An 18,707-nucleotide genomic window follows, 5' to 3' on the forward strand; every position below is an offset into this window, starting at 1 on the left:
AGGGCCAGGCGCAAGCTCCCGCTTGGGGGCTGCGCCTATCGCCTCACTCGAGGTCGGTCTCGAAGATGGCCATGCGGAAGTTCTGCGTGGCCTTCCCCTTTTCCTCGTCCTTGGTGAGGGTGCCGATGGCATCATCGCCGAGATAGACCTCGGCAGTGTCCTTGGACTTCGCGAAGGCGACCACCTTGAACTTCGGGTTGCCGAACTTGGTGCGGAGGTAGCTCGGAGCGTCCTTGTCGAGAACCGGCATGCGGAAATGATAGGAAAGCTCGCCGTCCTCCTCGTCCTTGTCCAGAGTGCCGATGGCTTCCTCGCCGAGGAACACCTCGGCGCTGCCCTTCGGCTTCGCGCGGGCTGCCACGTTAATCTGCGGATTGTTGAAGAGGTTCCGCATATAACGCTGCACCTGCTCGATCTCGGTCTTGTCCAAGGGGTGGTCCTCCTGAGAGCGGATGGCCGCCTTATGGCCGCCATCGGGCGTGCGTTCAAGCCGGTCGGGTCAGATGTCCGCACCAGACCAGATGTTGTCCTCGAACATCTGGTCCATGGAGCGCGAGGGCTCGGCGCAGCCGGCCTCACCCACCACCTTGGCCGGGATGCCGGCGACGGTCGAATTGCGGGGCACGGGCTTCAGCACCACGGAGCCGGCGGCGACGCGGGCGCAGCGGCCCACCTCGATATTGCCGAGCACCTTGGCGCCGGCGCCGATGAGCACGCCGCGGCGGATCTTGGGATGGCGGTCGCCGCTCTCCTTGCCGGTGCCGCCCAGCGTCACGCCCTGGAGGATGGAGACGTCATCCTCGATCACCGCCGTCGCGCCGATGACGATGCCGGTGGCATGGTCGAAGAACACGCCGCGGCCCATGGGCACCTGCGGATGGATGTCCACGGCGAAGACGGATGAGGCGCGGCTCTGGAGGTAGAGCGCGAAATCCTTGTGCCCGTTGTTCCACAGGAAGTGGGCGAGCCGGTGCGACTGGATGGCGTGGAAGCCCTTGAAATAGAGCACCGGATCCAGCGTGCGGTCGGCGGCGGGGTCGCGGTCCACCACGGCCATCACGTCGGCACGCAGGGCCTGGGAGATGTCCTTGTCGCGGGCCACCGCATCGAGCCAGGCGGCGCGGATGGCCGAGCCCGGCAGGTCGGTGTCGCCGAGTCGGGCAGCGATGCGCTCGCCGATCACGGCTTCGAGGCTGGGCTGGCCGAGGATGGCACTGGTGAAGAAGCCGGCGAGCAGAGGCTCGCGCTCGGCGGCCTCCTCGGCCTCGTTGCGCAGGCGCGCCCACACGGGGTCCACCACATCGTGCCAGCGCTCGGTGCCAAGGCGCGTCACGCGCGGCGCGGCAAGCTCCGGCATCTGGGAAACCATCGGCACTTGCGGCATCTCTGCCTCCTCGGGGATCAAACTTGCCCCTGTTCTAGCACATGCTGCGGCAAGGCGAGAGGCTCCCGCCGGCCGGCGTCAGGGCCGGGACTTCAGGAAGTCGAGAGCGCCCTGCTTGAACACCTTGTCACCCACGGCGGGATTGTGGTCGCGGTTGGGGATGTCGAGCTGGGTGCCGTCCGGCAGCAGCGCCACCAGCGGCGCGGCGGCACCGGCCACCGCATCGCGGGTGCCGATGGCGACCATGACCGGCTGGAAGATGCGCCCCACCTCCTCGCGCGTCAGCACCTGCCGCGAGCCGCGGATGCAGGAGGCCAGCGCCCTGAGGTCCGCCTTGTTGGCATCGGCGAAGGCGCGGAACATGCGGCCCATGGGGTCCGCAACGTCGTCGAGGCTCGGCGCCTCCAGCGCGTCCGCCACCGTCTGCGGCAGGCCCGCGCCTTCCACGAGGTGGATGCCGAGGCCGCCGAAGATGGCCGAGCGCACCGCATGGGGAAAATGCAGCGCCATCTGGGCAGCCACCCGCGCGCCCATGGAGTAGCCGATCACATCCGCCCGCTCGAGGCCGAGATGCCGGAGCAGGTTGTGGGCGTCCTCCGCCATCAGGCGGGTGTCGTAGAGGGCGGGATCATAGAGCTTTTCGGATTCCCCATGGCCGCGATGGTCGAAGGCGATGACGCGGTAGCCGGCCTCGGTGAGCGTCTTCGTCCAGGAGGGGCCGACCCAATTGATCTCCTTGGTGGAGGCGAAGCCGTGGATCAGGAGGACCGGCTCGCCGGCACCCTGATCGAGATAAGCGATATCGACACCGTCGGAGGAGAAATGGGGCATGAGGGACCTTCGCGGGGAACGGCGAGCAGGGGAGCTGCGCGCCGCTCGGGCGCGCGGGCGGGGAAACTAGAAGGTCCCTCCCCGCCTGCCAACACCCCGCCTGCCTCTCCCTCCCGCCCGAGGGCGCGTACTGCCTCCGTGGCTGCCAGCACGTCGCGGGTGGCGGCGGCGATGACATCGGCGGCGGCAATCGCGGGAACGGCGACCTCCGCCACGGGCGCAACGGCTGGCGTGCGCCGCACGAACAGCTTTCCTGGCGACGGTGCGCCGGGCGCCGCGTGCGGGCGCCCCCGGCGCAGCTTGTGCCGCCACGTCCGGCGGGCGCAGGCGACGCAGAAGGAATTGAAGCTGGACACCAGCGCGAACAGATAGAAGGCCGCGAGGAAGCCCCACCAGATGAGGTGGAACAGCAGGCTGGTGATGGTAATGGCACCGCGCCCCAGCGCCTTCAGGATGGCAAGCGTCTGCACGCCCTTGGCGTCGGCGAGCCGAGCGACGCGGGAGAGGTCGCGGCCCCCCTCGGCCACCTTCAGCCCTTCCAGCGCGGCGCGGGTGCCGGCCTTGGCCTCGATGCGGGCGGTGTCGTCCAGCATCCGGGTGAGGGTGGCGAGGCGATCGGTGCGCACCACGCTCTTCACCGCCGCCCCGTCCACCGCCGTCGCGCCGGAGAGAAGGCGGCGCAGGGCCACGAAGTCCACGCTCTCCCGTGCAGCACGGGTGAAGCTGCGCAGCAGGCCGGCGGAGAGGCGACCGGTGCGCTTCGCCACCTTCACCAGCGAGATGCCCATCCGTACCGGCAGACTCGCCCCCACGGTGGCGTAGGTGCCGGCGGTGACCGCAATGCCCACGGCCGACAGGCCGAGGATGAGCTGGTCCGGTTCCTCGCCGCGGGCCATCTTGAGGCCCTCGCGTCCGGCGTCGCGGATGTCGCCCCACACCATGAGATCGCTCGTTGCCGCCCCCGCGAGACCGGCGAGATCGGTGGGTTGGCCCGTCACGAAGCCCATGCCGAACGCCTTGGCGGAATGCAGCGCCTGCTCCGCCCCGCCGTTGGCCACCTCCACCTGCTTGCGCAACTCCGGCGAAACAGCGAGGTGCCGGGCATCGGCCAAAGCGAGGTAGGAGGTGGCGAGGGCGGTATCGTCCTCCGCCAGCGCGGCCTCGATGGCGCGCGTCGCATCCTCGCCGGTGAAGCCCTTGAGGCCGAGATCGGCGAGGGCGGCGGGATCGTCACGGGCGGCGATCAGCTTCGCGCTCTCCTTCGCCACGGGCACGAGCCAAGGCGCCGCGCCCAGCAGCGAGATGAAGACAACGAGGAAGGCGAAGATGCGAGCCATGGTCTTTCCGTTCCGTCATCCTCGCATCCCATTGTGGCGAAGTCGAAGGCGTTCGCGACCGGACCAGCCTACCCTAACGGCAATGCAAATTGAGCCGCGGCTGCCCCTTCCACCGCTTCCGCCGGCCGCTCCCGCCGCATAAAAGGAAGGCTTGGCGCCCTGCGCGCCATACGAGCATTGGCCCCAGCCGGGCCGGAGACGCCGGGGCATGAGCGTAACGGGATCGAGAGAGCCAGCCGCCTCGGGCGCACCGACGGCGCTGGACCGTGCTCTGCGGACGATCCGGCCGGCCTTCGTCAGCGTCGTGGTGTTCAGCTTCTTCATCAACCTCCTCGGCCTCAACGCCTCCATCTACATGATGCAGGTCTATGACCGGGTGCTGGGCAGCCGCAGCATCGAGACGCTGGTGCTGCTCACCCTCATCACCGCCTTCCTCTATCTGGTGTGGGCGGCGCTGGAAGGGCTGCGGTCCCGCCTGCTGGAGCGGGCCGGCATCGCCTTCGACACCAAGGTGGCGGCGGATGTGTTCGATGCCGTGCGCCGCATGGCGCTGCGCGCGCCAGGCAATGGACAGGCGCAGGCGCTGCGCGACCTCGACACCGTGCGCGATTTCTATGCCGGCGCAGGCCTCGCCGCTCTCTGCGACGTGCCGTGGGTGCCCATCTACATGATCTGCGCGACCCTGCTGCATCCCTATTACGGGGTGCTGGCGGTGGCGAGCTGCCTGTTCTCCGGCTTCCTCGCCGTCCTGAACAACCGCGCCACCCGCCAGAGCCTCGCGGAGGCGGGCCGCGCCGGCATCAAGGCCAATGCCCTCGCCACGGCCACCCTGCGCAATGCGGAAGTGCTCAAGGCCATGGGCATGTCCCAGGCGCTGCGCGCGCGCTGGAACGCCGCGCACGAGGACGCCATGGGCTGGCAGAGCCGGGCCGGCGACCGGGGGGCTCTTCTCATCGGCATCACCAAGTTCAACCGGGCGCTGGTGCAGAGCGTCGTGCTGGGGCTCGGCGCGTGGCTCGCCATCCAGAAGCAGATCTCGCCCGGCATGATCATCGCCGGCTCCATCCTGGTGGGGCGCTGCATCCAGCCCATCGAGCAGGCGGTGAGCAACTGGAAATCGGTGGTGAACATGCGCACCGCCTATGGGCGCATCCAGATGCTGCTGCGAGCCGCCCCTCCCCCGCCCGAGCGGCTGCGCCTGCCGGAACCCACGGGGGCGGTGAGCGTGGAGAACCTGTTCGTGCGGGCGCCGGGCCGCGAGACGGCGGTGCTGCGGCAGCTGTCGTTCCGGCTCGACGCCGGCAGCGTCCTCGGCGTCATTGGCCCGACGGCGGCGGGCAAGTCTACCCTCGCGCGAGCGCTGGTCGGCGTATGGCCGGCCGCGTCAGGCGCAGTGCGGCTCGACGGATCGGACCTCGCCCATTGGGACGAGGAGCAGCTCGGCCGCCATGTCGGCTACCTGCCGCAGGATGTGGAGCTGTTCGCCGGCACCATCGCGGAGAATATCGCCCGATTCACCGCGGCCGAGCCGGAGTCCGTGGTGGCGGCGGCGCAGCTCGCCGGGGTCCACGAGATGATCCAGCAGCTGCCGCAGGGCTACAATACCGAGATCGGCGACGGCGGCCTCGCCTTGTCCGGCGGGCAGCGCCAGCGCATCGGCCTCGCCCGCGCGGTGTTCGGCCTGCCGGCGCTGATCGTGCTGGACGAACCCAACGCCAGCCTCGATCCGGCCGGCGAAGCCGCGCTCACCGAGGCGCTGAAGCAGTTGAAGGCGGCGCGCCGCACGGTGGTGCTCATCACTCACCGGCCGGCCGCCCTCGCCCAGTGCGATCTCGTGCTCGCGCTGAAGGATGGCGCCGCCCTCGCCTTCGGCCCGCGCGACGAGGTGATGAAGCGCGTCGCCCAGGGTTCGGCGCCCACGCAGATGCCCCAGCCCGCAGCCTCTGCCGGGGGTGGCGCACCGACTGTTCGCGTCCGCAAATCCGTCGCCGGCCTCGGCACCGCACCGGCCTCTTCGGCCGGCCCGGCGAACCAGCCGTGAGGCGCGCATGACCTCGCCCGCCTTTCCCGACCGTCCCTTCGCCGGCGCCTCGCCCCGGCCACCCTCGGGCTATCGCAGCGTCGCGCTCGCGGGCTACGCCCTGATCGCCGTCACCTTCCTCGGCTTGGGCGGGTGGGCGGCGATGGCCCGCGTCGACGGTGCGGTGGTCGCGCCGGGCGTGATCGGCGTGGAGAGCAAGCGGCAGGTGGTGCAGCATCTGGAAGGCGGCATCGTCGCCGCCATCCTGGTGCAGGAGGGGCAGAAGGTGAGTCGGGACGAAACCCTGTTCCGGCTCGATCCCACGCAGTCGCGGGCCAATGACGAGGCGGCCCTCGCCCAGCGACGCGCCGCTCTGGCCCTGGAAGCGCGGCTCGTCGCCGAACGGGACGATGCTCCCGCCATCACCTTCCCGCCCGAGCTTCTGGAACTCGCCCGCGTGCCCGCCGTCCGGGAGGCCATGGCCGACCAGATCGCCCAGTTCCGCGACCGCCGCGCCGCCTTCCAGAGCCAGATCGACATCCTGAACGGCCGCATCGTCCAGCTCGGCCATGAGCTGGAGGGACTTGCCCAGGAACGCGCCTCGGCCCGGCAGCAATTGGCCTTCGTCGAGGACGAACTGACCGCCGTTCGCGAGCTGGAGCGCAAGCACCTCGTCAACAAGTCGCGCGTCTCCTCGCTGGAGCGGGAAAAGGCGCGGCTGGACGGGCTCGTCGGCCGTAATATCGCTGACGAGGCCAAGGCGCGCGGCTCCATCGGCGAGCAGAAGATGCAGATCGTCCAGCTCACGCAGCAGCGGGCGGAGGATGTCGGCTCCCAGTTGCTCGACATCCGCGAGAAGCTGGCGGAACTGAAGGAGAAGGTCCAGGTCACGCGCAGCGTGCTGGAGCGCATCGAGATCCGCGCCCCCAGCAGCGGGATCGTGCAGAACATCAACCCGCGCATCTACACGGTGGGCGCCGTGGTGCGCCCCGGCGATACGCTGCTGGAGATCGTGCCTGTGGACGCGCCGCTGGTGGTGGAGGCCCGCGTGCCAGTGCAGGACATCGACCGCCTCGACCTCCATGAGGCGGTGGAAGTGCGCTTTCCCGCCTTCCATGGCCGCACCACGCCCATGGTGCTCGGCCATCTCGCGTCGGTGTCGCGCGATCGGCTGGTGGACGAGACCACCCACCAGCCCTATTTCCTCGCCCGCGTCGGCGTGGACGAGACGGACGTGCCGGCCGATCTGCGCAGCCGGCTCCAGCCGGGCATGGATGCGGAAGTCGCCTTCCACACCGGCTCGCGCACGGTGCTGAGCTATCTGCTCCGCCCCCTCGCCGATGCCATGGCCCGCGCCTTCACGGAGCGATGACGCCCTCGCGCCGAAAAGCGAACGGGACTAGAAGGGCGCCGAAAGAGGACGGGATATGACCATGCTGAAGGTCTGGGGCCGCATCAATTCCGTGAATGTGGAGAAGGTGATCTGGACCGCGCAGGAGCTTGGCTTGCCCTTCGAGCGGATCGAGGCCGGCGGCGCGTTCGGCGTGGTGGATACCCCAGAGTTTCGCGCCAGGAACCCGGTGGGCCGGGTGCCGGTGATCGACGATGACGGCTTCGTGCTGTGGGAATCCAACGCCATCGTGCGCTATCTCGCCACCCGCCACGGGCTCGGCACGCTGATGCCCGTCGACCCGCGCGCGCAGGCCGAGGCCGGGCGCTGGATGGATTTCCAGCTCGGCACCGTCGCCGCGCCGCTGAGCGCGCTGACATGGGGCATCGTGCGCACCGCGCCGGAGAAGCGCGATCCGAAGGCCCTCGCCCCGGCCTTTGCCAATCTCGGCGCGGCGCTGGCGATCGTGGAGGCGGGGCTCGCCGGCCGCACTTATCTGGTGGGCGAGAGCCTCACCGTCGCCGACATTCCGCTCGGCTGCTGCGCCCACCGCTGGTTCAACATGCCGCTGGAGGGCACCGGGCTGGAACGGCCCGACCTGCCCAACCTTGCCGCCTGGTATGGACGACTGAAGGCGCGGCCGGCGGTTGCGGGACTGATGCCGACGCCGCTCACCTGAGGCGCGGGTGATGCGCCTTCAGAAGTGCGTCACCCCATCGTAGATCAGCTTCACGCCGACCACCGCGAGGATGGTGTAGACAAGGCCGAAGAAGCGCGCCGGTGAGACGCGACGCACCAGCCAGACACCGGCCATGGTCGACACCACGGCAATGGGGATCAGCGCAGCCGAGGTGGCGAGATTCTCGAATGAGATCTGGCCCAGCGCGAGGAAGAACGGCAGCTTCACCCAGTTCACCACCGCGAAGAAGGCCGTGGCCGTCGCCGCGAACTGCTGCACGGGAAGCGGGCGCCGGAGCAGATAGATCATCAGCGGCGGGCCACCCGCATTGGCGATCATGCTGGTGAAGCCGGAGACGACGCTCCACACCGCGGCGGCGATGGGACCCGACTCCCCCGGCGTCCGCTTCAGCCGCCGCGACAGGAAGGCGCGTGCCGCCTCCACCACCGAGAGCACGCCGATGCCGCAGGCCACCGCCGCGTCGGACACAGAGGCCGCAAGCAGATAGCCGAGCACGATGCCGGCAAGAGCGCCCGGAAGAGTGCGCAGCAGCTCCTTCCGGCTCCAGCGGCGCCAGTAGGCGTAGAGGCTCACCACGTCCTGGACGATCAGCACCGGCAGGATGATGGCGGCCGCCTGGATGGGCGACATCACCAGCGCCAGAATGGGCTGGCCCAGCACCGAAAGGCCGGTGAAGCCGCCTTTGGAGAGGCCCACCACAATAGTGGCCGGCACGGCGGCGGCATAGAAGAGGGGATCGACGATCAAGGGGGAACTCGCTGCGGCAGCCGCCCCTCACGCGGGGACGGGCACCGGTCGCGCGGAGGCGCCGGCCTGCCGCCTATAGCAGCCCGCCCGGCGCGGCACGACAGAAAATCCCCTGCAAGGCCAAGCCCCAGTAAGCCCCTCAGCGCCTCTCCCTACGGCATGAGCCGAGCCGGGCGATGGCCAGCGCCTGCTCGAATCCGGCTTCGAGGGAATCGATGATGGGCGGGGACGCGGCGACCTCGATCTCGGCCGCATAGCCGGCGAGGGCCGCGCCGCCGAGGATGAGCACGTCCGGCGCCTGCGCCGCTATGGTCTCCTCCACCACCCGCGCCACCGCCCAGGTCTTGTCCGAGGAGCCGTCCGCATGGCGCGCGGACAGCGCGAGGGCATCGCCGGGGACCATGGCGATGCCGGCGCAGCGCCCGTCCAGATGGGTGCGGCGCATCAGCTCGCGCAGCATGGCGGGCCATTCGCCGTGCGGCACCACGATGGAGAAGCGTTCGCCCAGCTGGAGCGCGGTGAGGATGCTCGCCTCGGCCATGCCGGCAAAGGGGAAGGCGAACGCGCCCCGCAGCGCCTCCAGGCCCGGCTCGCCGAAGCAGGCATAGAGGGCGGCATCGAAGGGGGCGCGCCCTTCCTCCTGCTCCTTGGCCACCGCCGCAGCCACCGCCTCCAGCGCCGCATGGCCCGCCACCGCCGCGGATTGGCGCGTGGTGACATAGGGCTGGCCGAAGCTGGCCGTGACGCCGGCAAGCTCGACGCCTGCGGGCGCGCGACGGTTAAGCGCCGCCACCATGCGATCGGTCACGGCCTCGCTGGTATTCGCGTTCAGGACCAGAATCTTCAAAGCGCCCTCCCCCTGCCCGCCCCAAAGGAAGCATCCGGGGGCCGCCCTGAAAAGCGTCCCGCACGCCTCTCGACCCAAAATGCATGCGATGAACCGAACTTGCCCAATTAATGAGCAATCTGGCAATTTGTCGATGATTTGACGACGAACTGTTTCACGCATTCCGCAGCGGCATAAAGGATCGGGACGGCTTCCGCGCCGTGGCACAGGGGTTGCTAGCCAGCATGGGCATCGCGCCGAAGAGGACTCGACGATGCTCAAGAAAGACCTGCGCAACAGCCCGGCCAGCCGCCTCCTGAGGACGGCCGCCTTTCTCGTGGCCACGGGCGGCTTCGTCGCCGTCCCGGCCCTTCTGGCACCAGGCTTTGCCGCTGCGGAGACCACCCTGCGCATCGGCATGACGGCGGCCGATATTCCGCGCACCCTCGGCCAGCCCGACCAGGGTTTCGAGGGCAACCGCTTCACCGGCCTCACCATGTATGACGCGCTGTTGCTGTGGGACCTGTCCTCGGCCACCAAGCCCAGCGTCCTCGTTCCCGGCCTCGCCACCGAATGGAAGGTGGACGATCAGGACAAGACCAAGTGGATCTTCAAGCTGCGCCCCGGCGTGACCTTCCACGACGGCTCGCCGTTCAACGCCGATGCCGTGGTGTGGAACGTGGACAAGGTGCTCAACAAGGAGGCACCCCAGTTCGATGCCAGCCAGGTGGGCGTCACGGCCTCGCGCATGCCCACCCTGCGCTCGGCGAAGAAGATCGACGATTTGACGGTGGAGCTGACCACCGCCGAGCCCGACTCCTTCCTGCCCTACAACCTCACCAACCTGTTCATGGCGAGCCCTGCCCACTGGCAGAAGCTCTATGAGACCGCCGAGGGCGCCGACGCGAAGGCGAAGGCCGCCGCGGCCTGGACCATCTTCGCCCGCAGTGCCTCCGGCACCGGCCCGTGGAAGATGGCCGCCTTCGTGCCGCGCGAGCGACTGGAGCTGGTGAAGAACGCCGCCTACTGGGACAAGGACCGCATCCCGAAGACCGACCGCATGGTGCTCCTGCCCATGCCCGAGGCCAACGCCCGCACCGCCGCCCTCCTCGCCGGACAGGTGGACTGGATCGAGGCGCCCGCGCCCGACGCCCTGCCGCAGCTGAAGTCGCGCGGCTTCAAGATCGAGGCGAACGAGCAGCCGCACGTCTGGCCCTGGCAATTCTCGCGCATCGAGGGCTCCCCCTGGAACGACATCCGGGTGCGCAAGGCGGCGAACCTGTGCATCGACCGCGAAGGGATGAAGGAGGGCCTGCTCGGCGGCCTCATGGCTCCCGCCACCGGCACCGTGGAGCCCGGCCATCCCTGGCGCGGCAACCCCACTTTCCAGATCAAATATGATGTGAAGGAAGGCCAGAAGCTGATGAAGGAGGCCGGGTTCGGCCCCGACAAGAAGCTGAAGGTGACGACGCAGACGTCGGCCTCGGGGTCGGGCCAGATGCTGCCCCTTCCCATGAACGAATACCTGCAGCAGGCGCTGGCCGAGTGCTATTTCGACGTGAAGCTCGACGTGATCGAGTGGAACACGCTGTTCACCAACTGGCGCAAGGGCGCGAAGGACCCCTCCGCCAACGGCTCCAACGCGGTGAACATCACCTATGCGGCCATGGACCCGTTCTTCGCCATGGTGCGCTTCCTCCAGTCGGGCATGGCACCGCCGGTGTCCAACAACTGGGGCTACATCAACAACCCCAAGTTCGACGAGCTGGTGAAGAAGGCGCGCAACTCCTTCGATCCCGCTGCGCGCGACGCCGCCCTCGCCGAGCTGCACGCCGCCTCGGTGGACGACGCGGCCTTCCTTTGGGTCGCCCACGATGTCGGCCCGCGCGCGCTGAGCCCGAAGATCAAGGGCTTCGTGCAGCCCAAGAGCTGGTTCGTGGACTTCTCTCCGGTGTCCATCAGCGAGTGAGGCGGTTCCCTTCTCCCCTCGCGGGAGAAGGGAGCAAACAACTGTCATGCCCCGGCTTGTCCGGGGCATCCACGGCCCGGCCGGGGCCAGTCTCGGGAGACTTGCTCCGGCGGCACGGTGGATCCCCCGGACAAGCCGGGGGATGACGAGGGTAAAGACCCCAGCGCGGAGCCGCCCACCCCGCGCCCTTCCAACACAAGCAGGATCGCCCCGTGCTGGTCTATGTCCTCAGGCGCATCGTCTATGTGATCCCCATCGTCGTCTCGGTGGCGCTGGTGTGCTTCCTCTTGGTGCACATCACTCCCGGCGACCCGCTTGTGGCGGTGCTGCCGCCGGACGCCTCGGCGGAACTCGCGGCGCAGTTGCGCGCGGCCTATGGATTCGACCAGCCGCTTCCGGTGCAGTTCGGCCTGTGGGTCTGGCATGCGCTGCATGGCAACCTCGGCACCTCCATCGCCACAGGCCGGCCGGTGCTGGGCGAGGTGACAGCGGCGGTCGGCAACACCTTCATCCTGGCGGTTTCGGCCGCCGTCATCGGCTTCGCGCTGGGGGCCTTCTTCGGCCTCATCGCCGGCTATTTCCGCAACACCTGGGTGGACAAGCTCGCCACCTCCGTCGCGGTGGCCGGCGTCTCCGTGCCCCATTACTGGCTGGGCATGGTGCTGGTCATCATCTTCTCGGTGTGGCTCAACTGGCTGCCCGCCGTGGGCATGGGGCCGGGCGGATGGTCGTGGGACTTCGAGCACCTGCGCTTCCTCATCCTGCCCGCCGTCACCATGTCGGTGATCCCCATGGGCATCGTGACGCGTACGGTGCGGGCGCTCACCGGCGACATCCTCTCGCAGGATTTCGTGGAGGCGCTGCGCTCCAAGGGCCTGCGCGAGACCCAGGTGTTCCGCCATGTGGTGAAGAACGCCTTGCCCACCGCCATCGCCGTCATGGGCCTCCAGCTCGGCTACCTGCTGGGCGGCTCGATCCTCATCGAGACGGTGTTCTCCTGGCCGGGCACGGGCTTCCTTTTGAACTCGGCGATCTTCCAGCGCGATTTGCCGCTGCTCCAGGGCACCATCCTCGTGCTGGCGCTGTTCTTCGTCTTCCTCAACCTCGTGGTGGACATCGCCCAGGCGGCGATCGATCCGCGCATCAAGAGGGCCTGATCGTGGCGATGACCAGCGATGCCGCCCTTGAGGCGGCCCCCGTCGAGAAGGCCCGCGGCTACTGGGCGACGGTGGCCCGCCGCATCTCCCGCGACAAGGTGAGCATGGCCTGCGCGGCCATCCTCATCCTCATCGTGCTCGCGGCGATCTTCGCGCCCTGGCTCGGCCTCGCCGATCCCTACCAGGGCTCAATGATCCGCCGGCTGCGCCCCATCGGCACGCCCAACTATCCGCTGGGCACCGACGAACTCGGCCGCGACATGCTCTCCCGCCTCGTCTATGGCGGTCGCCTCTCGCTGCTCATCGGCATATTGCCGGTGATCCTCGCCTTCGGCATCGGCACCAGCCTCGGGCTGCTGGCGGGCTATCTCGGCGGCAAGGTCAATACGATCATCATGCGTACGATCGACGTGTTCTATGCCTTCCCCTCGGTACTGCTGGCCATCGCCATCTCGGGCGTGCTCGGGGCGGGCATCGTCAATTCCATCGTGTCTCTCACCGTGGTGTTCGTGCCGCAGATCACCCGCGTGGCGGAGAGCGTCACCACCTCGGTGCGCTCGCTCGACTTCGTGGATGCGGCGCGGGCGTCGGGCGCCTCGGCGCTCACCATCATGCGCGTGCACATGCTGGGCAACGTGCTGGGGCCGATCTTCGTCTATGCGACGGGCCTCATCTCCGTCTCCATGATCCTCGCGGCGGGCCTCTCCTTCCTCGGCCTCGGCACAAGGCCGCCGGAGCCCGAATGGGGCCTGATGCTGAACACCCTGCGCACCGCCATCTACGTCAATCCGGGCGTGGCAGCGCTGCCGGGCGTGATGATCTTCGCCGTCTCCATCTGCTTCAACATGCTCAGCGACGGGCTGCGCAGCGCCATGGACATCCGCAATTGAGCACCATCGAACCTCTTGAGGACCTCGGCGGACCGGCCCAGCCGCTGCTCGCCGTCAACAGCCTCACCAAGCACTTCCCCATCGGCGGCGGCCTGTTCGCCGAAAAGAAGACCGTGCGGGCGGTGGACGATGTGTCCTTCGCCGTCGCCAAGGGCGAGACGCTCGGCATCGTGGGCGAGAGCGGCTGCGGCAAGTCCACCACCGCGCGCCTGCTCATGCACCTTATGCCGCGCACCTCCGGCGAGATCCTGTTCGACGGCCAGGTCGTCGGCTACAGCCTCTCCATGCGCGAGTTCCGGCGCGGGATGCAGATGGTGTTCCAGGACAGCTATGCGTCCCTGAACCCGCGCCTCACCGTCGAGGACAGCATCGCCTTCGGCCCCAAGGTCCACGGCGTCTCCGACAAGGAGGCGCGGGCGCTCGCCCGCGAACTGATGGGCAAGGTGGGCCTGCGCCCGGAAGTGTTCGCCAACCGCTATCCCCACGAGGTCTCCGGCGGCCAGCGCCAGCGCGTGAACATCGCCCGCGCCCTCGCTCTGAAGCCGCGGCTCGTCATCCTCGACGAGGCGGTCTCGGCGCTGGACAAGTCGGTGGAAGCGCAGGTCCTGAACCTGCTCACCGACCTCAAGCGCGAGTTCGGCCTGACCTACGTGTTCATCAGCCACGACCTCAACGTGGTCCGCTACATCTCCGACCGCGTGCTGGTGATGTATCTCGGGCAGGTGGTGGAGGTGGGGCCGGTGGACGAGGTGTGGGAGGCTCCTGCCCACCCCTATACGCGCGCTTTGCTCGCTGCCATGCCGGCCCTCGACCCGGACAAGCGCACCGAGACGCCGCCGCTCTCCGGCGATCCGCCGAACCCCATCGACCCGCCCGCCGGCTGCCGCTTCCACACCCGTTGTTCCTTCGCCGAAGAGGTGTGCGGCCGTATCGGCCCGGCGCTCTCCCCGGCGACGCCGGGCGATACGGCGCCCGACGCCCATCTCGCCGCCTGCCACATGGTCATTCCGGGCTCCGGCCACAGCCGCGCGCCCGCCGCGACGGAGGTCGCCGCATGAGCCAGCATCTTTCACCTGAAGACGCCGCCGCCATCATCCGCGCGGCCGGTCTCGATCTTTCCGCCGCCGACGCCGCGCGTATCGCTTCCGGCATTTCGCCCGGCCTTGCCGCGTTCTCCGCCATCGCCGGCACCCTGCCGTTCGATCTGGAGCCGGCGACCTTCCTCGCGGTGCAGCGGCCCTGCGCGGAGCCGAAGGAGGGCGGCCAATGAGCCTGTCGCTCCGCCCCTCCGCCGGCACACCGGCCGATCCGGCGCTGATGACGCTGGCGGAAGCCGCCATGGCCATACGCGCCGGCGTGCTCTCCTCCCGCGAGGCGACGGAGGCGTGCCTGGCCCGCATCGCGCGGCTCCAGCCCGCCATCAACGCCTTCATCGCCATCGAACCCGAAGCGGCGCTGGCCGCCGCCGATGCGGCCGATGCCGCGCTGGCGCAGGGCGAGGTGAAGGGCCTGCTGCACGGCCTGCCCCTCGCCCACAAGGACATGTTCTACGAGGACGGCCGCGTCTCCACCTGTGGTTCGAAGATCCTGCGGGACACCGTGGCGACGACCTCCTCCACCGCCCTTGCCCGCATCAAGGCGGCGGGCACGGTGCGGCTCGGCGCGCTGCACATGGTGGAGTTCGCCTATGGCCCCACCGGCCACAACGCCCATTTCGGCGCCGCGCGGAACCCGTGGAACACCGCCCATGTCACCGGCGGCTCCTCCTCCGGCTCAGGGGCGGCGGTGGCGGCGCGGCTGACCTATGGCGCGCTGGGCTCGGACACCGGTGGCTCCATCCGCATGCCGGCGCATTTCTGCGGCGTCACGGGGCTGAAGACCACGGTGGGCCTCGTCAGCCGCTACGGCGCCATGCCGTTGTCCTTCTCCCTCGACACCATCGGCCCGCTGGCACGGACGGTGGAGGATTGCGCCATCCTGCTTCAGCTGATGGCCGGACACGACCCGCTCGATCCCACCACCGCCACCGCCCCGGTGCCGGACTATCTCGCCGCCGCCGAGGGGAGCCTCAAGGGCCTCACCATCGGCATTCCCGATGCCTTCTATGTGGATGATCTCGACCCCGAGGTCGCCCGCGTGCTGGACGAGACCATCGCCACACTGAAGCGCGGCGGCGCGCGCATCGTCACCGTCTCCCTGCCGGACCAGATGAAGCTCTCCGGCGCCTCGCAGGTGGTGCTGAACTGCGAGGCCTCCGCCAGCCACAAGCCGTGGCTTCTGGAGCGGCCGCAGGACTATGGCCCGAGCATCCGCGCGCGGCTGGAGAACGGCTTCGCCATTCCGGCCGTCACCTATCTGGAAGCGCTGCGCTGGCGCGGGCCGGCGCTGGCGGAGCATCTGGCCGCAGTCGCCGAAGTGGATGCCGTGCTCGCCCCCACAGCCCCCATGCCCGCCCCCACCATCGCCGAGACCGACACGGACGGCGGGCCGGGCGCGGAAGCCATGATCCAGCGCATCACCCGCTTCACCCGCCCGGTGAACTATCTGGGCCTGCCCACGGTGAGCCTGCCCTGCGGCTTCACCGCCACGGGGCTCCCGATCGGATTTCAGATGATCGGCCGGCCGTTCGCCGAGGCGACGCTGATCCGCATCGGCGCCGCCTTCCAGCGCGAGACCGACTTCCACGAACAGATGCCGGAGGAAGCATGAGCGAAGCTGCAAGCGAAGCGACCGGCGCACGAACGATGGCCGACGCCTCAAAACCCCTCATCGACATCCGCGATCTCACCATCCGCTTCACCGGCGAGCGCACCGTCCATGCGGTGAACGGCGTGTCCCTCTCCCTCGGCGAGGGCGAGGTGCTGGGGCTGCTGGGTGAATCCGGCTCAGGCAAGAGCGTCACCATGCGCGCGCTCATGCGCCTGCTGCCCAAACGGCGCTCGGTGATCTCCGGCAGCGTGCATGTGGCGGGGCAGGATGTGCTCGCCGTGGACGATGCCACGCTCTCCGACTTCCGCGGCCGCACCGTCTCCATGATCTTCCAGGAGCCGGCTCTGGCGCTGGATCCGGTCTACACCATCGGCCGGCAGATCTCTGAATCGGTGATGCGCCACGAGGGCGCGAGCCAGCGCGACGCCACCGCCCGCGCGCTGGAGATGCTGGAGCTGGTGCGCATCCCCTCGGCGAAGCGCCGTCTCGATGCCTATCCCCACGAGATGAGCGGCGGCATGCGCCAGCGCGCCATGATCGCTCTCGCCCTCGCCTGCCGCCCCAAGATCCTTCTGGCGGACGAGCCCACCACCGCCCTCGATGCCACCGTGCAGATCCAGATCCTGCTGCTGCTGCGCGAGCTGCAGCGGGAAATGGGCATGTCGGTCATCTTCGTCACCCACGACATCGGCGTCGCCATCGAGATCTGCGACAAGGTGGCGGTGATGTATGCCGGCCAGATCGTGGAGACCGGTACCCTGGGCCAGATCGTCCGCACGCCGCAGCACCCCTATCCGCGCGGGCTGCTCGCCTCCACCGTGCATGGGGCGGCGCGCGGGGCGCGGCTGGAGACCATCCCCGGCACGCCGCCCTCCCTCGACAAGGCGCCCGTCGCCTGCTCCTTTGCCCCGCGCTGTGCCTTCGTGCAGCCGCGCTGCACCGTCGCGCCGCCGCCGCTCGTCCATCTCGGCCCTGGCCGCGACGTGCGTTGTGTTCTGGCTGAACCCCCTGTCCCGGTGAACTGATGACCGCCTACGCCTCCAACCTGACCATCAACGCCGACCGCCTCTGGAGCACGATCATCGAGACCGCCCGCTTCGGCGGCACGGAGAAGGGCGGCGTGCGCCGTCTCACTTTGTCGGAGGAGGACCGGCAGGTGCGCGACTGGTTCCGCGCCGCCTGCGAGGCCGCCGGCTGCACCGTCACCGTGGACGGCCTCGGCAACATGTTCGCTTTGCGGCCGGGGAAGGACATGACCAAGCCGCCGCTGGGCATCGGCTCGCACCTCGACACCCAGCCCACCGGCGGCAAGTTCGACGGCGTGCTGGGCGTGATGGCGGCGCTGGAAGTGGTGCGCACGCTCAACGATGCCGGCATCGAGACCGAGACGCCCATCTGCGTCTGCAACTGGACCAACGAGGAAGGCTCCCGCTTCGCCCCGGCCATGATGGGCTCGGCGGGCTACGTGGCGGACCTGCCGGTTTCCGACATCCTCGCCCGTACCGATGCGGAGGGCATCAGCGTCGGCGCGGCGCTGGATGCCATCGGCTATCGCGGCGCGGAGGCGGTGGGCGCGCAGACGTTTTCCGGCTTCCTCGAACTCCACATCGAACAGGGGCCGATCCTGGAGGCGGAAGGCCTCCCCATCGGCGTGGTTGAGCACGGCCAGGGCATCATCTGGTACGACGGCCGCATCAGCGGCTTCGAGAGCCATACGGGCTCCACGCCAATGCATCTGCGCAAGGATGCGCTGGCCGCTTTGTCCGAAATCGTGCTGGCCATCGAAGCCCTCGCCAAGGCGCACGGGCCGAACGCGGTGGGCAGCGTCGGCGAGGCGGTGATCGCGCGGCCCTCGCGCAATGTGATCCCCGGCGAGATCGCCTTTTCCGGCGAGTTCCGCACCCCCGACGCCGGCATTCTGGACGCCTTGGATAAGGCGCTTCAGACGCAGGTGAAGGAGATCGCCGCGCGGCGGAAGGTGGACATCCGCCTCGACACCATCTGGCGCAAGGAGCCGACCCATTTCGACCCGGCCATGACCGGCGCCATCGCCGCCGCGGCCGACCGGCTGGGCCTGCCGCACCGGCCCATCGTATCGGGGGCCGGGCATGACAGCTTCCACCTCGCCACCGTGGTGCCCACCGCCATGGTCTTCGTGCCGTGCAAGGACGGCGTGAGCCACAACGAGCTGGAATCCGCCAAGCCGGAGGAGTGCGCCGCTGGCGCCAACGTGCTGCTGCACGCGGTGCTCGCGGTGGCGGGCGGCGGCGCGTGAGGCCTCTCGTCCCACGCCCGCTGACGGGGGAGGCCTTCGCACCCTATGGCGAGGTGCTGGCGGTGCCGCAGACGGTGGGGGTGCGCACCTCTTTCGACAGGGGCCTCGTGAACCTGCGGCCCGGCGTGCCCGCCAGCCTCTCCCTCATCCTCGCCGCGCCGGTGCCTCAGCCGGTGGCGGTGAGCGTCATCGAGCGGCACGTCTTCACCTCCCAGAGCTTCGTGCCCATGGCACCGGCGCGCTGGGTGATCGTGGTGGCGCCGGGCACGGCCGACGACGGACCGGACCTCGCGGCGGCGGAAGCCTTCCTGCCCGCGCCGAGACAGGGCATCACGCTCGCCCCAGGCACCTGGCACGCGCCGCTGACGGTGCTCGATGCCCCCGCCCCCTTCGCGCTCCTCATGTGGCGCGACTACGGACCCGACGACGAGGAGGTGATCGCCATACCGCCGCTGGCGGTGGCGCTATAATT

Annotated in this window: 18 protein-coding genes; 12 read left to right on the forward strand and 6 right to left on the reverse strand. The window is 69.3% G+C overall.

The window, feature by feature from the left end:
• Window positions 1-43: 43 nt before the first annotated feature.
• The 4 genes from XAN126_RS29085 to XAN126_RS0116130 form a co-directional block, all read right to left on the reverse strand.
• Window positions 44-430, reverse strand: a complete 387-nt coding sequence (locus XAN126_RS29085; RefSeq protein ID WP_024279618.1) for a DUF3126 family protein — start codon at window positions 428-430, stop codon at window positions 44-46.
• A 69-nt stretch (window positions 431-499) separates the two neighbouring features.
• Window positions 500-1,357, reverse strand: coding sequence for a serine O-acetyltransferase (gene cysE, locus XAN126_RS0116120; protein WP_024279619.1), 858 nt, complete (start codon window positions 1,355-1,357; stop codon window positions 500-502).
• Window positions 1,358-1,462: 105 nt separating this feature from the next.
• A complete protein-coding gene (locus tag XAN126_RS0116125; protein WP_024279620.1) occupies window positions 1,463-2,215 on the reverse strand; it encodes an alpha/beta hydrolase in 753 nt (250 codons plus the stop codon).
• Complete coding sequence (locus XAN126_RS0116130) at window positions 2,143-3,552, reverse strand: hypothetical protein (protein ID WP_051460618.1); 1,410 nt, start codon at window positions 3,550-3,552, stop codon at window positions 2,143-2,145. The genes XAN126_RS0116125 and XAN126_RS0116130 overlap by 73 nt, the downstream gene beginning before the upstream one ends.
• A 208-nt stretch (window positions 3,553-3,760) precedes the next feature.
• Here XAN126_RS0116130 and XAN126_RS0116135 point away from each other — a divergent pair, with 208 nt between their 5' ends.
• The 3 genes from XAN126_RS0116135 to XAN126_RS0116145 are packed head-to-tail and all read left to right on the forward strand — an operon-like array spanning window position 3,761 to window position 7,641.
• Window positions 3,761-5,593 carry a type I secretion system permease/ATPase gene (locus XAN126_RS0116135; RefSeq protein ID WP_081762665.1) on the forward strand — a complete coding sequence of 611 codons (1,833 nt, stop codon included), beginning with the start codon at window positions 3,761-3,763 and terminating at the stop codon, window positions 5,591-5,593.
• A 7-nt stretch (window positions 5,594-5,600) separates the two neighbouring features.
• On the forward strand, window positions 5,601-6,944 hold the full coding sequence (locus XAN126_RS0116140; protein WP_024279622.1) for an HlyD family type I secretion periplasmic adaptor subunit: 1,344 nt from the start codon (window positions 5,601-5,603) through the stop codon (window positions 6,942-6,944).
• Window positions 6,945-6,999: 55 nt separating this feature from the next.
• Window positions 7,000-7,641, forward strand: a complete 642-nt coding sequence (locus tag XAN126_RS0116145; RefSeq protein ID WP_245272266.1) for a glutathione S-transferase family protein — start codon at window positions 7,000-7,002, stop codon at window positions 7,639-7,641.
• An 18-nt stretch (window positions 7,642-7,659) separates the two neighbouring features.
• Here XAN126_RS0116145 and XAN126_RS0116150 read toward each other — a convergent pair whose 3' ends face one another.
• Together XAN126_RS0116150 and XAN126_RS0116155 are read right to left on the reverse strand one after the other, a co-directional pair.
• Window positions 7,660-8,409 carry a sulfite exporter TauE/SafE family protein gene (locus XAN126_RS0116150; RefSeq protein ID WP_024279624.1) on the reverse strand — a complete coding sequence of 250 codons (750 nt, stop codon included), beginning with the start codon at window positions 8,407-8,409 and terminating at the stop codon, window positions 7,660-7,662.
• Window positions 8,410-8,548: 139 nt separating this feature from the next.
• On the reverse strand, window positions 8,549-9,256 hold the full coding sequence (locus XAN126_RS0116155; protein WP_024279625.1) for an aspartate/glutamate racemase family protein: 708 nt from the start codon (window positions 9,254-9,256) through the stop codon (window positions 8,549-8,551).
• A gap of 253 nt (window positions 9,257-9,509) precedes the next feature.
• Here XAN126_RS0116155 and XAN126_RS0116160 point away from each other — a divergent pair, with 253 nt between their 5' ends.
• The 9 genes from XAN126_RS0116160 to XAN126_RS0116200 all read left to right on the forward strand — a co-directional run bounded on the left by XAN126_RS0116160 (window position 9,510) and on the right by XAN126_RS0116200 (window position 18,705).
• Window positions 9,510-11,204: an ABC transporter substrate-binding protein gene (locus tag XAN126_RS0116160; protein WP_024279626.1), complete on the forward strand. Its 1,695-nt coding sequence runs from the start codon at window positions 9,510-9,512 to the stop codon at window positions 11,202-11,204.
• A 212-nt stretch (window positions 11,205-11,416) separates the two neighbouring features.
• Window positions 11,417-12,361 carry an ABC transporter permease gene (locus XAN126_RS0116165; protein WP_024279627.1) on the forward strand — a complete coding sequence of 315 codons (945 nt, stop codon included), beginning with the start codon at window positions 11,417-11,419 and terminating at the stop codon, window positions 12,359-12,361.
• A gap of 8 nt (window positions 12,362-12,369) precedes the next feature.
• Window positions 12,370-13,251: an ABC transporter permease gene (locus tag XAN126_RS0116170; RefSeq protein WP_029557972.1), complete on the forward strand. Its 882-nt coding sequence runs from the start codon at window positions 12,370-12,372 to the stop codon at window positions 13,249-13,251.
• Window positions 13,248-14,309, forward strand: coding sequence for an oligopeptide/dipeptide ABC transporter ATP-binding protein (locus XAN126_RS0116175; RefSeq protein WP_024279629.1), 1,062 nt, complete (start codon window positions 13,248-13,250; stop codon window positions 14,307-14,309). The genes XAN126_RS0116170 and XAN126_RS0116175 overlap by 4 nt, the downstream gene beginning before the upstream one ends.
• Entirely contained in the window at window positions 14,306-14,521 is a 216-nt protein-coding gene (locus XAN126_RS26440; RefSeq protein ID WP_024279630.1) for a hypothetical protein, read from the forward strand. Before XAN126_RS0116175 ends, XAN126_RS26440 begins: the two co-directional genes overlap by 4 nt.
• Window positions 14,518-15,960: an Asp-tRNA(Asn)/Glu-tRNA(Gln) amidotransferase GatCAB subunit A gene (locus tag XAN126_RS0116185; RefSeq protein WP_024279631.1), complete on the forward strand. Its 1,443-nt coding sequence runs from the start codon at window positions 14,518-14,520 to the stop codon at window positions 15,958-15,960. Before XAN126_RS26440 ends, XAN126_RS0116185 begins: the two co-directional genes overlap by 4 nt.
• On the forward strand, window positions 15,957-16,985 hold the full coding sequence (locus tag XAN126_RS0116190; RefSeq protein ID WP_245272267.1) for an ABC transporter ATP-binding protein: 1,029 nt from the start codon (window positions 15,957-15,959) through the stop codon (window positions 16,983-16,985). Before XAN126_RS0116185 ends, XAN126_RS0116190 begins: the two co-directional genes overlap by 4 nt.
• The gene (locus tag XAN126_RS0116195; RefSeq protein ID WP_024279633.1) at window positions 16,985-18,235 is read left to right on the forward strand and encodes a Zn-dependent hydrolase; all 1,251 of its coding nucleotides are present in this window, start codon (window positions 16,985-16,987) and stop codon (window positions 18,233-18,235) included. Before XAN126_RS0116190 ends, XAN126_RS0116195 begins: the two co-directional genes overlap by 1 nt.
• Window positions 18,232-18,705 carry an ureidoglycolate lyase gene (locus tag XAN126_RS0116200; RefSeq protein ID WP_029877279.1) on the forward strand — a complete coding sequence of 158 codons (474 nt, stop codon included), beginning with the start codon at window positions 18,232-18,234 and terminating at the stop codon, window positions 18,703-18,705. Before XAN126_RS0116195 ends, XAN126_RS0116200 begins: the two co-directional genes overlap by 4 nt.
• The last annotated feature ends 2 nt before the right edge of the window (window positions 18,706-18,707 follow it).

The organism is Xanthobacter sp. 126, assembly GCF_000526175.1.
In the GTDB taxonomy this organism is placed as follows: domain Bacteria; phylum Pseudomonadota; class Alphaproteobacteria; order Rhizobiales; family Xanthobacteraceae; genus Xanthobacter; species Xanthobacter aminoxidans.

What these genes read in the sequence shown, in the direction of transcription:
- XAN126_RS0116160 (WP_024279626.1), top strand. Translation starts at nt 9,510, where the DNA reads ATGCTCAAGAAAGACCTGCGCAACAGCCCGGCCAGCCGCCTCCTGAGG.
- XAN126_RS0116195 (WP_024279633.1), top strand. Translation starts at nt 16,985, where the DNA reads ATGACCGCCTACGCCTCCAACCTGACCATCAACGCCGACCGCCTCTGG.
- XAN126_RS0116185 (WP_024279631.1), top strand. Translation starts at nt 14,518, where the DNA reads ATGAGCCTGTCGCTCCGCCCCTCCGCCGGCACACCGGCCGATCCGGCG.
- XAN126_RS0116135 (WP_081762665.1), top strand. Translation starts at nt 3,761, where the DNA reads ATGAGCGTAACGGGATCGAGAGAGCCAGCCGCCTCGGGCGCACCGACG.
- cysE (WP_024279619.1), bottom strand. Translation starts at nt 1,357, where the DNA reads ATGCCGGAGCTTGCCGCGCCGCGCGTGACGCGCCTTGGCACCGAGCGC.
- XAN126_RS0116190 (WP_245272267.1), top strand. Translation starts at nt 15,957, where the DNA reads ATGAGCGAAGCTGCAAGCGAAGCGACCGGCGCACGAACGATGGCCGAC.
- XAN126_RS0116130 (WP_051460618.1), bottom strand. Translation starts at nt 3,552, where the DNA reads ATGGCTCGCATCTTCGCCTTCCTCGTTGTCTTCATCTCGCTGCTGGGC.
- XAN126_RS0116125 (WP_024279620.1), bottom strand. Translation starts at nt 2,215, where the DNA reads ATGCCCCATTTCTCCTCCGACGGTGTCGATATCGCTTATCTCGATCAG.
- XAN126_RS0116140 (WP_024279622.1), top strand. Translation starts at nt 5,601, where the DNA reads ATGACCTCGCCCGCCTTTCCCGACCGTCCCTTCGCCGGCGCCTCGCCC.
- XAN126_RS0116145 (WP_245272266.1), top strand. Translation starts at nt 7,000, where the DNA reads ATGACCATGCTGAAGGTCTGGGGCCGCATCAATTCCGTGAATGTGGAG.
- XAN126_RS26440 (WP_024279630.1), top strand. Translation starts at nt 14,306, where the DNA reads ATGAGCCAGCATCTTTCACCTGAAGACGCCGCCGCCATCATCCGCGCG.
- XAN126_RS0116170 (WP_029557972.1), top strand. Translation starts at nt 12,370, where the DNA reads ATGACCAGCGATGCCGCCCTTGAGGCGGCCCCCGTCGAGAAGGCCCGC.